The 13,673-nt window shown below is 36.8% G+C and carries 15 protein-coding genes; 9 read left to right on the forward strand and 6 right to left on the reverse strand.

The genetic code is table 11. The features are described 5' to 3' along the window. Positions 1–57 precede the first annotated feature (57 nt). Together ACGHIN_RS01605 and ACGHIN_RS01610 are read right to left on the reverse strand one after the other, a co-directional pair. Positions 58–798, reverse strand: a complete 741-nt coding sequence (locus ACGHIN_RS01605) for a uroporphyrinogen-III synthase (RefSeq protein ID WP_390450451.1) — start codon at positions 796–798, stop codon at positions 58–60. A gap of 11 nt (positions 799–809) precedes the next feature. Next, positions 810–1,379, reverse strand: a complete 570-nt coding sequence (locus tag ACGHIN_RS01610; RefSeq protein ID WP_390450265.1) for a DUF4271 domain-containing protein — start codon at positions 1,377–1,379, stop codon at positions 810–812. 175 nt (positions 1,380–1,554) lie between these two features. Between ACGHIN_RS01610 and ACGHIN_RS01615 the strand changes: the two genes are divergently transcribed. The 4 genes from ACGHIN_RS01615 to ACGHIN_RS01630 all read left to right on the forward strand — a co-directional run bounded on the left by ACGHIN_RS01615 (position 1,555) and on the right by ACGHIN_RS01630 (position 4,959). Beyond that, a complete protein-coding gene (locus ACGHIN_RS01615) occupies positions 1,555–2,271 on the forward strand; it encodes a polyprenol monophosphomannose synthase (RefSeq protein ID WP_390450266.1) in 717 nt (238 codons plus the stop codon). Continuing rightward, positions 2,268–2,636, forward strand: a complete 369-nt coding sequence (locus tag ACGHIN_RS01620) for a DUF4296 domain-containing protein (protein ID WP_390450267.1) — start codon at positions 2,268–2,270, stop codon at positions 2,634–2,636. The genes ACGHIN_RS01615 and ACGHIN_RS01620 overlap by 4 nt, the downstream gene beginning before the upstream one ends. 70 nt (positions 2,637–2,706) lie before the next feature. Next, entirely contained in the window at positions 2,707–3,837 is a 1,131-nt protein-coding gene (gene tgt, locus ACGHIN_RS01625; RefSeq protein ID WP_390450268.1) for a tRNA guanosine(34) transglycosylase Tgt, read from the forward strand. Between the two features lie 9 nt (positions 3,838–3,846). Then, the gene (locus tag ACGHIN_RS01630; RefSeq protein ID WP_390450269.1) at positions 3,847–4,959 is read left to right on the forward strand and encodes an LptF/LptG family permease; all 1,113 of its coding nucleotides are present in this window, start codon (positions 3,847–3,849) and stop codon (positions 4,957–4,959) included. On the opposite strand, the gene ACGHIN_RS01635 is transcribed toward ACGHIN_RS01630, so the two are convergent. Beyond that, positions 4,953–5,666 (reverse strand): biotin--[acetyl-CoA-carboxylase] ligase, encoded by a 714-nt coding sequence (locus tag ACGHIN_RS01635; protein WP_390450270.1) that lies wholly within the window; start codon positions 5,664–5,666, stop codon positions 4,953–4,955. The genes ACGHIN_RS01630 and ACGHIN_RS01635 overlap by 7 nt on opposite strands. An 87-nt stretch (positions 5,667–5,753) precedes the next feature. Between ACGHIN_RS01635 and rsfS the strand changes: the two genes are divergently transcribed. The 5 genes from rsfS to ACGHIN_RS01660 all read left to right on the forward strand — a co-directional run bounded on the left by rsfS (position 5,754) and on the right by ACGHIN_RS01660 (position 10,401). Continuing rightward, the gene (rsfS, locus tag ACGHIN_RS01640) at positions 5,754–6,122 is read left to right on the forward strand and encodes a ribosome silencing factor (protein WP_390450271.1); all 369 of its coding nucleotides are present in this window, start codon (positions 5,754–5,756) and stop codon (positions 6,120–6,122) included. Positions 6,123–6,137: 15 nt separating this feature from the next. Next, positions 6,138–8,129, forward strand: coding sequence for an ATP-dependent zinc metalloprotease FtsH (gene ftsH, locus ACGHIN_RS01645; RefSeq protein WP_390450272.1), 1,992 nt, complete (start codon positions 6,138–6,140; stop codon positions 8,127–8,129). A gap of 135 nt (positions 8,130–8,264) precedes the next feature. Continuing rightward, positions 8,265–8,846, forward strand: a complete 582-nt coding sequence (locus ACGHIN_RS01650; protein ID WP_390450273.1) for an LUD domain-containing protein — start codon at positions 8,265–8,267, stop codon at positions 8,844–8,846. 24 nt (positions 8,847–8,870) lie between these two features. After that, positions 8,871–9,743 (forward strand): phosphatidate cytidylyltransferase, encoded by an 873-nt coding sequence (locus ACGHIN_RS01655; protein ID WP_390450274.1) that lies wholly within the window; start codon positions 8,871–8,873, stop codon positions 9,741–9,743. A 4-nt stretch (positions 9,744–9,747) separates the two neighbouring features. Next, positions 9,748–10,401: a phosphatidylserine decarboxylase family protein gene (locus ACGHIN_RS01660; RefSeq protein ID WP_390450275.1), complete on the forward strand. Its 654-nt coding sequence runs from the start codon at positions 9,748–9,750 to the stop codon at positions 10,399–10,401. Between the two features lie 50 nt (positions 10,402–10,451). Here ACGHIN_RS01660 and ACGHIN_RS01665 read toward each other — a convergent pair whose 3' ends face one another. From ACGHIN_RS01665 to ACGHIN_RS01675, 3 genes are read right to left on the reverse strand one after another with little or no spacing between them, the layout of a single operon-like run. After that, on the reverse strand, positions 10,452–10,799 hold the full coding sequence (locus ACGHIN_RS01665; protein ID WP_390450276.1) for a DUF1801 domain-containing protein: 348 nt from the start codon (positions 10,797–10,799) through the stop codon (positions 10,452–10,454). Positions 10,800–10,813: 14 nt separating this feature from the next. Further along, positions 10,814–12,682, reverse strand: coding sequence for an ABC transporter ATP-binding protein (locus tag ACGHIN_RS01670; RefSeq protein WP_390450277.1), 1,869 nt, complete (start codon positions 12,680–12,682; stop codon positions 10,814–10,816). A gap of 51 nt (positions 12,683–12,733) precedes the next feature. Continuing rightward, positions 12,734–13,657 (reverse strand): M28 family peptidase, encoded by a 924-nt coding sequence (locus ACGHIN_RS01675; protein ID WP_390450278.1) that lies wholly within the window; start codon positions 13,655–13,657, stop codon positions 12,734–12,736. Positions 13,658–13,673 lie beyond the last annotated feature (16 nt).

The raw sequence follows: 13,673 nt of genomic DNA on the forward strand, positions 1-13,673 counted from the left end.
AAAAAAACCATCTTTCCTGTATTGAAAAGACGGTTGCTATATTTTTAGGATGAAAACCTATTTATGAAGTGCTTTCACATACTTTTCAAGGGCCATTGTCATGGATGGTGTTTCCTTGGTAGGAGCCATTAAATCTACTCTTAATCCCGCTTCCTCGGCTGCTGCTAAAGTGGTGTTTCCGAAAACACCGATTTTAGTTTCATCCTGGCTGAAGTTAGGGAAATTCTGCTGTAAAGATTTGATTCCTTGCGGGCTGAAGAAGATCAGCATATCATAATCTTTTACATTAATATCTGTCAGATCACTGCAAACGGTTCTGTACATAATTGCTCTTGTCCAATCAATATTGGCGGCATCTAATGTTTTAGGAATATCCGGGCTCAATACATCCGATGATGGAAGTAAATATTTTTCCGTCGGGAACTTCTTGAAAAGAGGTAACAGGTCAGAGAAATTTTTCTCTCCGAAACTGATCTTTCTTTTTCTATACACAATATGCTTTTGAAGATAGTTGGCAATAGCTTCTGATTGACAGATGTATCTCATGGTATCCGGAACGGCAAAACGCAGCTCTTCGGCAAGTCTGAAATAATGATCTACCGCATTTTTACTGGTAAAAATAATTCCTGTATACTGCGTCAGATCAATCTTCTGAGTTCTAAGCTCTTTATTGTCAACCCCTTCAACATGGATAAAAGGACGGAAATCAATTTTTATTTTTTCCTTCTTCGCTATATCCAAATATGGGGAAGACTCACTTGGTGCTGGTTGTGAAACCAATATAGACTTTATTCTCATCATTGACTATATTAAAAAAATAATAATTTCCAAAGCAACAATAAAGGCGCGATTTGGAGGGTGCAAATATACAAAAATTTATAATACCATTTTTCCGGTAAGATGTTGTTTCTGTGAAATAAATAGAAAAACACCTTGAAAATGAAGACGAAAGAAAAGAAGAATAAATAATATAAAAATATTTTATTTCTGTCTATCGGGAAATAATAATGGGTGATACACAAAATGATCAGTAAAAATGAAAGAATGAAATAAAATTTGGTGGCAGTAAAGTAGAAAATAGTCCATTTTTTTCCGTCCCCTATACTTTGATAGAATAAAAAACCTAAGGCAGACTTCACCAGATAGAAAAATATAATGGCAATTAGGCTGAATCCGAATTTGTTGAGCTGATATCCGGCAATTTGCAAATTCGCTATATATTCAGGTACAACAGGGATATATTGTGAAAGAAGAACAGCCAGGGTGAGAGTGGTGATACAAGAGGTGATAAGCCAGCTCGGAAGGTTATTGCTTGCATCAAAATATTTTTGAAGCATAAAGTCTCTCAGGTTGGCTTCCCTTTCTATGACATTCATCATAAAAATATATAAAAACACACAGCCCAGCAATATAAAGATTACCCAATCGTTGTTCTCAGGTATTCTTACATGATTTGTAAAATTTTGTGATAGCGGCAACGGAATATTTTTTGCAAAATTATAGATTATTTTGTATAAAATAAAAAGGTTAAATAAACTATCTTTGCAAACTGAAATGAAAAAACTCGTCATTATTCCAACCTATAACGAAAAGGAAAATATTGAACATATTATTTCCGCGGTTTTTGCATTGGAAGATGGCTTTCATATTCTGGTAGTGGATGATTCATCTCCTGATGGAACTGCGGAAATCGTAAAAAACCTACAGAAATCATATCCACATCATCTGCATTTGTCGATAAGGCATACAAAAGATGGTTTAGGAAAAGCTTATATCCATGGATTCAAATGGGCAATTCAGAATAATTATGATTATATCTTTGAAATGGATGCCGATTTTTCCCATAATCCGAATGATCTGCCTAAATTATTTAACGCCTGTTTACAGGCCGATATGGCGATCGGGTCACGTTATTCAAAAGGAGTGAATGTAGTAAATTGGCCTATGGGAAGGGTTTTGCTCTCCTATTTTGCCTCTAAATATGTAAGATTCATTTTAGGGCTTCCTATTCATGACACCACCGCAGGTTTTGTTTGTTTTTCAAGAAAAGTTTTGGAAGAAATAGGATTGGATAACGTAAAACTGAAAGGCTACGGCTTTCAGATTGAAATGAAATTCAGGGCATTTAAAAAAGGGTTCAGAATTGTAGAAGAACCTATTATCTTTACGAACAGGATTTTAGGGGAAAGTAAAATGAACGGCGGAATTATTCATGAAGCGGTTTTTGGGGTCCTGAATCTGAAATGGAAATCATTAATTAACAGATTATGAAAAAAATAATCAGTGTTTTCATTCTGATGAGCATGCTTTCATGTGTAGACTATATCGACAAGCCTAAAAATCTTGTAGATGAAGATACTATGGCTGAAATTTTGGCTGATCTGGCTGTGAACGATCAGGCAACTTATATGTTTCAGGGAAAAAATCTGGAAAGTGGAACCAGGTTTGTTCTTAAAACCCACAATGTAAAGGCGGATGATTTTGTAGAAAGCTACAAATATTATGTTGTAAAAAATAAGCTGAAAGGAATTGCTGAAGACGCTCAGAAAATTTTATTGGAGAAAGACCCGAAGGCGGAAAAATATGTTGACGAGAAAATGAAAAAGAATCAGAATATACCTTCTTTTGTAAGATAAAGTATGATGCAGAAACATGTTCCATTCGGTAAAATATCAATGCCAATGGGCGGTAACTAAAAGTATACGAATGAAATTTTTTAATATAGAAAAAACCTCTGAGGGAAAAGCAAGAGCGGGAGAAATTACCACCGATCATGGCACCATCCAGACTCCTATATTCATGCCGGTAGGTACTGTAGCCAGTGTGAAAACAGTCCATCAGAGAGAATTAAAAGAAGATATCAAAGCCCAGATCATTCTGGGAAATACCTATCACCTCTACCTTCGTCCTACTATGGATATAATGCAGGAAGCGGGAGGTTTGCATCAATTCATGAACTGGGACCTTCCTATTCTTACGGATTCAGGAGGATTTCAGGTGTTTTCACTTGCTAGTAGCAGAAAAATGACGGAAGAAGGTGTAAAATTCAAGTCCCATATCGACGGAAGCTATCATTTTATCTCTCCGGAAAAATCTATGGAAATCCAAAGACAGATCGGAGCCGATATCTTTATGGCGTTTGATGAATGTACACCATATCCTTGCGAATACAATCAGGCCAAATCATCGATGGAGCTTACCCACCGTTGGTTGAAAAGATGTATTGAATGGACGAAAGAGAACAAAGAATTATACGGTCACAAACAAAGACTATTCCCGATTGTTCAAGGGTCTACCTATTCAGATCTGAGAAAGATCTCTGCGGAGGTAATTTCTGAAGCAGGGGCGGAAGGAAACGCAATCGGAGGCCTTTCTGTGGGAGAACCAGAAGAGGAGATGTACAGAATAACGGATGAGGTAACGGACATTTTACCAAAAGAAAAACCAAGATATCTGATGGGAGTTGGTACGCCGTGGAATATTCTTGAGTCTATTGGCTTAGGAATTGATATGATGGATTGTGTGATGCCGACAAGAAATGCCAGAAATGCTATGCTTTTCACTTGGAAAGGAGTGATGAATCTGAAGAACGAAAAATGGAAACGCGATTTTTCGCCTTTGGATGAATTCGGAACCAGCTATGTAGATCAGGAATATTCAAAAGCCTATCTTCGTCACTTGTTTGTATCAAAAGAATACTTAGCGAAGCAGATTGCGTCCATCCATAATCTTGCATTTTATTTAGATTTGGTGAAAGTAGCAAGAGAACATATTATAGTAGGGGATTTTTATGAATGGAAAAAATCTGTAGTGCCGGTTTTAAGACAAAGACTTTAAAATAAGAAGATGTTTACGATTATAGACAGATACATCATTAAAAAATACCTTGGGACTTTCAGTTTCATGTTGATATTGTTGTCTATAGTAGTGTTGGTTATTGATATCCAGCAGAAAATTCCAAGAATAGAAAATGCAAAGCTATTGGATCCTAAATTAGATTTAGGGTATTTCCTGATGCATTTTTATCCCTTCTGGATCATCAATCTTGTAATGACTTTTTTATCGATTCTGGTCTTTATTTCCGTAATTTATTTCACCTCCAGAATGGCAAATAATACGGAAATTGTAGCTGTAATCAGTAGTGGAGCAAGTTTTCACAGATTCGCAAAACCTTACTTATTAACCTCATTATTTATTGCTTCCATATCTTTGGTGATCAATCACTTTGTATTGCCTTGGGCTAATATCAAAAAAAATGAATTGGAAGCTTATACCTATAATGCTGCTAATAAAGAAAAAGTTTTAGGAACCGCACCTGTTTCTGCACAGCTTAGCAAAACAGAATATATCTTTATAAACTCCTGGAACAAAAGAGAAAGAAGAGGTTCAGGTTTTATCTTTCAAAAGTTTGATAAGAACAGGAAGCTGATGTATGAGCTCAAAGCCAATGATGTATATTGGGATAAAGCCAAAAAACAGTTTGTTCTGAACAGCTACTTTGAGAAATCGGTCAATAAAGACGATTCTCAAAAACTGGGAAATGGCTTTGAGTTAAGGAAAAGCTACGGGCATGCTCCGGAAGAACTTTTCCCGAATGAGCTTTTAGGACAAAACAAAACGACCCCGGAACTGCTGAAATTTATCCAGAGAGAAAAAGAAAAAGGAAACAGTAACCTGAATGCCCACTTGAATGAGCTGTATCAAAGAACCTCAATGCCGGTTTCCATCGTTATTCTTACCTTTTTGGCCCTGTCGTTGTCTTCTCAGAAAAGGAGAGGGGGGTTGGGAATTAACCTTGCAGTGGGAATTTCTCTGGCGTTTATTTTTGTATTCTCATTCGAAGCGTTGAAAGTGGTCTCTGAAAACAAGAGTATGAGCCCGGCTTTAGCCATGTGGTTCCCGAACATGATATTTCTGCCTTTAGCATTGTTCCTGTATCTTAAAAGAGCCAATCAGTAAAGCAGCTTTATTTCTTTGTGATAAAAAGATTGAAGTCCGTCTTTTTCCATCTCGATCCATATTTCACCCTTTTCATCTGCAAAACGGATAATGCCATTTTGTCTTCCCTGTTCATTTTCAAAAACCGAAATTTCATCTTTTCGGAATAAGTTGGAATTAAAGCGATCCAGTATTTCCTGTTCGGAAGGAATGTTTTTCAAATTTTCCACCAGGGAATCATGATATTCGGAAACAAAATCCTGAAGGTCAAAACGTTTTCCTGTCTGCGTTAAAAGGGACCCTGCATTGGAAACTTCAAATTTTTCCTGAAGAATATTGATCCCGGTTCCGATGATGAAATAGTTTTGATCATTAATTTTCTTCTTTTCAATAAGAATTCCGACTATTTTCTTATTTTTAAGAATAATATCATTCGGCCACTTGATTTTCACAGGGCTTTCAGTCAATTTGGCAAGAAAATCCCTGATGATGGTTGCGGTATAATAATTGAATAGACTATCAGTAACAGTAAAGTTTGAAGTGTTTACGGCCAACGTGTAAGCCAGATTGTGTTCCGGAGCAGATGCCCAGCTATTTCCATATTGCCCTCTTCCTTTGGTTTGATTGAAAGTGTATAAGCACACAAAATCTGAACCTTCGTAAAGTAAAAACCTGGAAATTTCGTCATTAGTAGAAGAACATTCTTTTAGGTAAAACAGTTCACTCATTTAAGAAAACTTTAAGACATTAAAGGCCTAAAAGTAAGGTTAAAGTAAAGAAAAAACAATAAATTTGCAGATTATAGTATTTTTTTAATGAATAAAACAGCAGAAAAGCAAGAATTATTAGATAAAATCGTTGACGCTATCCAGGATGTAAAAGGTGAAGATATCATGATCTTCAATCTATCCAAAATAGAAAACTCTGTAGCAGAGACGTTTGTAATATGTAGCGGAAATTCCAACACGCAGGTTGCCGCCATTGCAGGAAGTGTAGAAAAGAAAGTGAGAAACGAGCTTAAAGAAAGGCCATGGCATGTGGAGGGTACCGAAAATGCGATGTGGGTTTTGGTAGATTACGTTTCAGTAGTAGTTCATATATTTCAGAAACAGGTACGCGAGTACTATGATATAGAAGAACTATGGGGTGATGCGGTAATCACCAAAATTGAAAATGAATTTTAATTTTAAAAAGGATCAATGAACAATAAAGGATTTAACTGGTTTTTTCCTATTGCGATCATAGCACTTTTGTTATTTTTTGGTTCCAACTTTTTAGGAGGCGATAATGCAAAATCTATAGATGAAGATGAATTCTTCCAAGTCATGCAGTCGGGAAAAGTTCAGAATGTATTAATATATAAAGACACCGAAAAGGCTGATGTATTCCTTACTCAGGCTGCTAAAACGGAAATGGTGAAGAAAAATACCGAAACCAATCCGCTTTCAGCTTTCGAAATGGCTCCCAAAGCAGATTATACTGTAAAATATGGAGACCTTCAGCTTTTTCTTCAAAAATTTGATAAAGTAAAAGCCGATAACCCGAATTTAAAAACCACGAAGGATTACGGGGCTGGAAAAAGTCCGTTCACGGATATTCTGGTTTCTGCATTGATCTGGATCGCCATCTTAGGATTATTTTATTTTCTTCTGTTCAGAAGAATGGGCGGTGGCGGAGGTCCTGGTGGACAAATTTTCTCTATCGGGAAATCTAAAGCGAAGCTTTTTGATGAAAAGGAAAGAATCCAGGTAACATTTAAGGATGTAGCGGGGTTGGAAGGAGCAAAAGAAGAAGTTCAGGAAGTCGTGGATTTCCTTAAGAACTCTGAAAAGTATACCAAACTGGGAGGTAAAATTCCGAAAGGGGTTCTTTTGGTAGGGCCTCCGGGAACCGGTAAGACATTATTGGCAAAAGCCGTAGCCGGTGAAGCTAAAGTGCCTTTCTTCTCCCTTTCAGGATCAGATTTCGTTGAAATGTTTGTTGGGGTAGGAGCATCGAGAGTAAGAGACCTTTTTGCCCAGGCAAAAGCGAAATCTCCGGCAATTATTTTCATCGATGAGATCGATGCAATCGGACGTGCAAGAGGAAAGAATAATTTCTCCGGCGGAAACGACGAAAGAGAAAATACCCTGAACCAGCTTCTTACGGAAATGGATGGTTTTGGTACCGATACCAATGTTATCGTAATGGCTGCTACCAACAGAGCGGATATCCTTGATAAAGCTTTAATGAGAGCCGGACGTTTTGACAGGTCTATTTATGTGGACCTTCCGGAATTACATGAAAGAAGGCAGATTTTTGATGTTCACTTAAAGAAAATCAAATTGGCGGATAATGTAGACAGAGAATTCCTTGCCAAGCAAACCCCTGGTTTCAGTGGAGCAGATATTGCCAACGTTTGTAACGAAGCAGCACTTATTGCGGCAAGAAATAATCATGACGCTGTTAATAAGCAGGATTTCCTTGATGCGGTAGACAGAATTATCGGTGGTCTTGAAAAGAAAAATAAAGCGATCAAACCTTCTGAAAAGAAAAGAGTGGCTTATCATGAAGCAGGACATGCTACCATCTCATGGTTGGTAGAACATGCTTCTCCATTGTTAAAAGTAACGATTGTACCAAGAGGACGTTCTTTAGGAGCAGCCTGGTATCTTCCGGAAGAAAGACAGCTCACGACTACTGAACAAATGCTGGACGAAATGTGTGCCACATTGGGAGGTAGAGCCGCAGAGCAGGTAATATTCAATAATATTTCTACAGGTGCGCTTTCTGATCTGGAAAGTGTAACGAAAAGAGCTCAGGCAATGGTAACGATCTACGGTTTGAGCCCGAACATCGGGAATATTTCTTACTATGACAGTTCAGGCCAATCTGAATATTCTTTTGGGAAACCATATTCTGAAGAAACAGCAACCAAAATTGATGCAGAGATCAAGAGATTGATTGAAGATCAATACGAAAGAGCTGTACAGATCCTTACGGAGAACAAAGATAAGTTAGATGCCTTAGCCAATAAGCTTTTGGAAAAAGAGGTGATATTCCGTGAGGACCTTGAAGAAGTGTTCGGGAAAAGAGCCTGGGATCCGGAATTAACGGAGAAACCCGTAACCAATACCATTCCTACGATAAAAGAGAAAGATGAGGTAGAAGAAAGCGAAATTCAGGCTCCTGAAAGCCCGACTCAGCTTTAAAATGGTCTCAAATTGATCAAAATACAAACCTGGTAATTCAAAATTACCAGGTTTTTTCATATTTAAGAACACTTTTTTAGAATCTATATAATTAATTTTTTACTTTTGTATAAAGTTGACTAAAAATAATTTAAGTTGAGTTTATTTAAGAAAATTGTAAGCAAACTTACCAACCAGCCTGAGGAAGAGGACAAACAGAGTTTGGAGAAGCTTGGAGATTCGTTGAAAAATGCGGATCTTGACTACAAGTTTGCGCAATTGTTTACGCATTCCGGAGGGTTTTTCAACTACTGTGCAGATGAAGCGGAAGCTCTTCAGACGTTAAATCAGATTGTTAAAATAGAAGGCATCCACAATATTTTCTGTTGGGATAAGGAGCTGCAGAACTTTTTGAATGTGGTGAAAACACCATACACTTCGGAACTGGTACATTCTAATGACGCAGCGTTTATTACGTGTGAATATCTTATTGCATATGATGGTAGAATAATGCTTTCTCACAACAATATTCTCCATTATCATTCGTCAAGACTTCCTGATAAAATTATCATTATGGCCAATGTTTCCCAGATCGTTAATAATCTTAATGATGCGATGGGAAAAATAAAAAGGAACGGGAATATTAAGAACCTTACTTCCATCAGCGGAAGCCAGTCCAAACTAGACAGTTCTTCCAATTCCAGTCCGAAACTGTTTTTATTGTTGCTTGAAGATTAAGCATCAACTTATAAAATTTTAAATTTGGATAAAAATCTCATACAAAGAACCATCTCCGGAATTGTATATATTGCAATTATCATCCTTTGTACTTCCCCGTTAGGAGCCCAGCTCCTCAACTCCATTTCTCCTGATCTTATTCAGCAACAATATCTGTATTATCTGTTGATTACCGTTTTGATGGTAATCGGATCATGGGAGTGCGTTAAAATTATGAAGTTTGGAAAAGGATATGAAAAATGGGTGGTTTTCCCTGTAATTGTCATTATATTCTATATGTTTTCCAAAAGGTATTTTTATCATGATTTCTATTTTGATTTCAGGTTGAATGAAATACTGGCGCTCGCGTTAATTGCCATTGCGGTAGTCACATTATTTAAATATCCGAATGAATTATACTATGACAGTGGAAAGCTGATTTTTACGGTAATTTATGTTGCCCTTCCTTTCTGCTTTGCCTTAGGGCTGCCAAAGTATTCAACCTATAATCATACTTTTTCTTTAGAAGTATTGTTCTTATTTATACTGATCTGGAGCAGCGATACTTTTGCTTATTTGGTGGGAAAGTTTTTCGGAAAGCATAAAATGGCTCCTAAAATATCCCCTAAAAAAACCTGGGAAGGATATGCAGGAGGTGTTATTCTGACATTAGTTCTGTCTTACTTTGTAGAACAGTATCAGCCGGATCTTCGTGGAAATTGGATGATCGTAGGGTTTTTAGTAGCTACTTTTGCACCTTTAGGAGATTTGGTGGAAAGCCAACTGAAAAGAACCTTTGGGGTGAAAGACAGCGGAAATATCATTCCGGGACACGGCGGAATTTTAGACAGGCTGGATAGTTTCATAATCTGTGCTCCTGTCGTATATTTGTACTTTATTTTAGATAAATTTATTTAAACTCATGAAACTACATAGAGAATCAAAAGGAACCATTATTGTAGCAACGTTGCTTTTTATTGTTATTGGCGCATTAGCTGTCTATTTTCTTAAAATATGGTCGCTGCTGGTTATTATGCCTTTATTAGTCATTTACAGCCTTATATTTTGGTTTTTCCGGGTTCCGAACCGTGAAATCCTGGAGCACCGTGAAAATGTGATCGCTCCTGTTGACGGAAAGGTTGTCATGATCAAAGAAGTGGAAGAAAATGAGTTTTTAAAAGAGAAAGCGATTCAGGTTTCCATTTTCATGTCACCTCTGAATGTGCATATTTGCCGTTACCCGGTTTCAGGAAAAGTAATCTACAAAAAATACCATCCGGGAAAATATCTGGTAGCATGGCATGAGAAATCCTCTACAGAAAATGAAAGGACAACGGTGGCTGTTGAAAGCTTAACCAATCATAAGGTCGTTTTCAGACAAATTGCAGGATATGTAGCAAGAAGAATTGTTTTCTATTGTAATGAAGGCGATGAGGCAAAAGCAGGACATGAATTCGGATTTATCAAATTCGGTTCCAGAATGGATGTTTTCTTACCATTGGATACGGAAATCGTTTGTAAGATCGGAGATATTACCAAAGGCGGATTAGATGTCATCGCAAGATTAAAAGAGTAATTTTAAGAATAAGGATATAGTAAAGAGAAAATCGGTTAGGTTTTCTCTTTTTATTTTATGTACGCTTTTACTTCATTAATAATATTGAAAATAAGTTCTAAAGGCAAATCCTCGTCCATATCAATTAAGAAGATTTTAAATTTCTTTCTGCCTTCCTGTAAAAGCTCAGGATGAGCTAATCTGTCACCATGATAGAAACTGATATAATGCTTTTGATATTTTTTACTGTAATATAAATAGCAAAGCATTTTCTTTTTGTACTTAAAGAAAGGAAGCCCGAAACTCAGTGTTTCCGTAATATATTCCGGGTCAGATTCCAGGATATTCTTCCGTAAAAACAAAAGAGTACTTCTTGCAGGTTCTTCAATTCTGTAGAAATACTCTTGTATTGGATTCATTTGATTTAATGATTTTAATCAAAGTTCTGGAGCTCAACAAGCTTGTAGTACATCCCTTTTTTGGCAATGAGCTCATGATGGGTGCCTTGTTCCACAATATCTCCTTTTTCCATTACTACGATCCAGTCTGCTTTCTGAATGGTCGAAAGCCTGTGGGCAATTACCAGAGATGTTCTGTTCTCCATCATTTTTTCCAGTGCATCCTGAACAAATCTTTCGGATTCAGTATCCAAAGCGGAAGTGGCTTCATCCAGAATCATGATCGGAGGATTCTTTAATACCGCTCTTGCAATGGAAACTCTTTGCTTCTGACCTCCGGAAAGCTTGTTTCCATCATCGCCGATATTGGTATCATACCCTTCAGGAAGCTGCGAAATAAATGAATCTGCATTGGCAATTTTAGCTGCGGCAATAATTTCTTCTTTTGTAGCATCCGGTTTACCCATCAGAATGTTATTGTAAACCGAATCATTAAATAAAACCGATTCCTGGGTTACCATACCTAAAAGCTGGCGGTACTCCTTTAATTTTAAATGCTTGATATTGATACCATCAATTAAAATATCTCCTTGCGAAACATCATAAAATCTGGCCAAAAGATTGGCAATCGTTGTTTTTCCGCTACCACTTTGACCTACCAGAGCTACTGTTTTTCCCTTTGGAATCGTAAGAGAGAAATTTTTAAGAATAACATTGTCTTTATCGTAATAAAAGCCGATATTATTGAATTCAATTTTATCATTAAGGGTAGAAATGGAAACCGGTTCCGCAATTTCTTCCACCTTTAAATCGTAATCAAGGACTTCAGAAACCCTGTCTAAACTTGCCATACCACCCTGAATAGAAGAAATGGAGTTGGAAAGCTTTTTGGCAGGATCTAATATTTGGAAAAATAACCCGATGAAGGCTAAAAACGTTACAGGGTCATTATTGGTTCCGTTAATGATATTTAAACCTGCAAACCATGTAATTAATAGAATCGTTACAGACCCTAAAAACTCGCTCATAGGAGAAGCTAATTCTCTTCTTCTGCTCATTCCGATGGCATATTTCTGCCATTGAGTTGTTGTTGTATTGAATCTATTTTTTAATATTCTGTCGGCATTGAATATTTTAATGACCTTAGATGATTTCAATGTTTCATCAACCAAAGAGAACATATTTCCCAATTCCTGCTGAGCTGAAGTTGCCTGCTTTTTTAAGCTTTTCCCCACCCATGATATGATCAGGCCCATGATAGGGAAGATGATCAATGAAAACAAAGTTAAATTTGCATCCAGCATGAATAAGGTAATCAACGTCCCGATAATCATGAACGGTGCATTTACCAGATCCACAAGAACTCCCATAATGCCTCCTTCTACCGCTCCGATATCGTTAGAAATCCTCGACATCATATCTCCTTTTCTCTGCTCGGTAAAAAATGAAACAGGCAATTGCAAAAATTTATCATACATTGCCGTTCTCAAATCTCTGGTAATTCCTACCCGGTAATTCACAAGTAAAAAAGCACCCAGATATCTGAACAGGTTTCTCAATAAAAAAGCAAATGCGGTAATAATACACAATGTCGCTAAAACCTGAACACTTCCATGCTCGTTAATGTTCATTTGAATTTTATAGTAGGCTAATTCTTTTAAATAATCGAAATATTTGCCTAAATCACCTACATAGCCGAAAAAACTGTCGGAATTTCCTTTATAAACCGGAGGCCTTGAAATATCAACGGCCTTATCGAGCTTAAATAAAATCCTAAGAATAGGAAGCATGGTGATCACTGAGAAAATACTTAACAGCGAGTAAAGTATGTTAAATAATATACTTCCTAAAAGATATTTTTGGTGGGGTTTTGCGAAATAGAGTATTCTTTGTAATGGTTTCATTTAATGAGAATAGAAAAACAAAATTACGGAAAATTAAAGGATTAGACGTTTCTAATCGAATTTTACTTTATTATTATACTTAGGAGCAAAATTCTGAGGCGTCAATTTTTCCAGTGTTTTTCCAAAATTATTGATGATTTGGGTAAGGTTGTCGAAATCCACCACGCTGATGTCATCACTTTCATGATGATAGTGGGAGGCTTTATTCATATTGACCGTAGAGAAAGAATGGGCAATAATTTTCTTCTTCACAAAGCTTACATTATCTGATCTGTAAAATAATTGTTGTGCAGCATAAGGATCGGGATGTATCATCAGGCCGTTGGAAGCATTCTTGTTAAACAGCTCATCCAAATCAGAATATTCATCACCGGTCATAAATAGTGCATTTTTTCCAAACTGGGATTCTGTAGCCACCATTTCAAAATTGAAAAGCGAATACAGGTTATTATAGATTTTATCCAGGTTCTTATCCTTGGCAATAGCTCTTGAACCTAACATTCCTTTTTCCTCCCCGTTGAAAGCGATGAAAACCATAGAAAAATCAGGTTTTTTGTCTTTAAAATAATCTGCAATTCCTGCCAGAGTGGTGATTCCGCTTGCGTCATCATCAGCGCCATTATAAATATTATCACCACTTTTTTTACTGGTTCCGATATGGTCAAAATGACCTGAGAATCCCAAAAATTTATCGGTTTTTCCCTTTTTTACACCGCAAACATTGTAAGCGGTCTTTCCTTTATACTCAAACGGAACCAGATAAGAATTCCCGGTACAGTATTCCAGATTGTTTTCTTCAAAAAGTCGTGCAATATATTTGGCGGCATTGTCATTTTCAGGAGTTCCTATTTCACGGCCTTTCATGTCATCGGAAGCAAGAGTGGAGATCACGGTTTTGATCCTGTCTGGGGAAACATCCTGTGCAAAAGTAAATACGGAAAAAAGAGATACAGTAAGGTAAGCTAATTTTTTCATTGTAAAGAATTTATTA

The sequence above is a fragment of the Chryseobacterium barbadense genome, assembly GCF_042849955.1.
Classification (GTDB): Bacteria; Bacteroidota; Bacteroidia; order Flavobacteriales; family Weeksellaceae; genus Chryseobacterium.

Excerpts from the sequence above, each read along its gene's own strand:
- ftsH (WP_390450272.1), top strand. The coding sequence starts at position 6,138 with ATGAACAATAAAGGATTTAACTGGTTTTTTCCTATTGCGATCATAGCA.
- ACGHIN_RS01610 (WP_390450265.1), bottom strand. The coding sequence starts at position 1,379 with ATGATGAATGTCATAGAAAGGGAAGCCAACCTGAGAGACTTTATGCTT.
- ACGHIN_RS01615 (WP_390450266.1), top strand. The coding sequence starts at position 1,555 with ATGAAAAAACTCGTCATTATTCCAACCTATAACGAAAAGGAAAATATT.
- tgt (WP_390450268.1), top strand. The coding sequence starts at position 2,707 with ATGAAATTTTTTAATATAGAAAAAACCTCTGAGGGAAAAGCAAGAGCG.
- ACGHIN_RS01630 (WP_390450269.1), top strand. The coding sequence starts at position 3,847 with ATGTTTACGATTATAGACAGATACATCATTAAAAAATACCTTGGGACT.
- ACGHIN_RS01605 (WP_390450451.1), bottom strand. The coding sequence starts at position 798 with ATGAGAATAAAGTCTATATTGGTTTCACAACCAGCACCAAGTGAGTCT.
- ACGHIN_RS01665 (WP_390450276.1), bottom strand. The coding sequence starts at position 10,799 with ATGAATCCAATACAAGAGTATTTCTACAGAATTGAAGAACCTGCAAGA.
- ACGHIN_RS01675 (WP_390450278.1), bottom strand. The coding sequence starts at position 13,657 with ATGAAAAAATTAGCTTACCTTACTGTATCTCTTTTTTCCGTATTTACT.
- ACGHIN_RS01660 (WP_390450275.1), top strand. The coding sequence starts at position 9,748 with ATGAAACTACATAGAGAATCAAAAGGAACCATTATTGTAGCAACGTTG.
- ACGHIN_RS01670 (WP_390450277.1), bottom strand. The coding sequence starts at position 12,682 with ATGAAACCATTACAAAGAATACTCTATTTCGCAAAACCCCACCAAAAA.
- ACGHIN_RS01635 (WP_390450270.1), bottom strand. The coding sequence starts at position 5,666 with ATGAGTGAACTGTTTTACCTAAAAGAATGTTCTTCTACTAATGACGAA.
- ACGHIN_RS01620 (WP_390450267.1), top strand. The coding sequence starts at position 2,268 with ATGAAAAAAATAATCAGTGTTTTCATTCTGATGAGCATGCTTTCATGT.
- rsfS (WP_390450271.1), top strand. The coding sequence starts at position 5,754 with ATGAATAAAACAGCAGAAAAGCAAGAATTATTAGATAAAATCGTTGAC.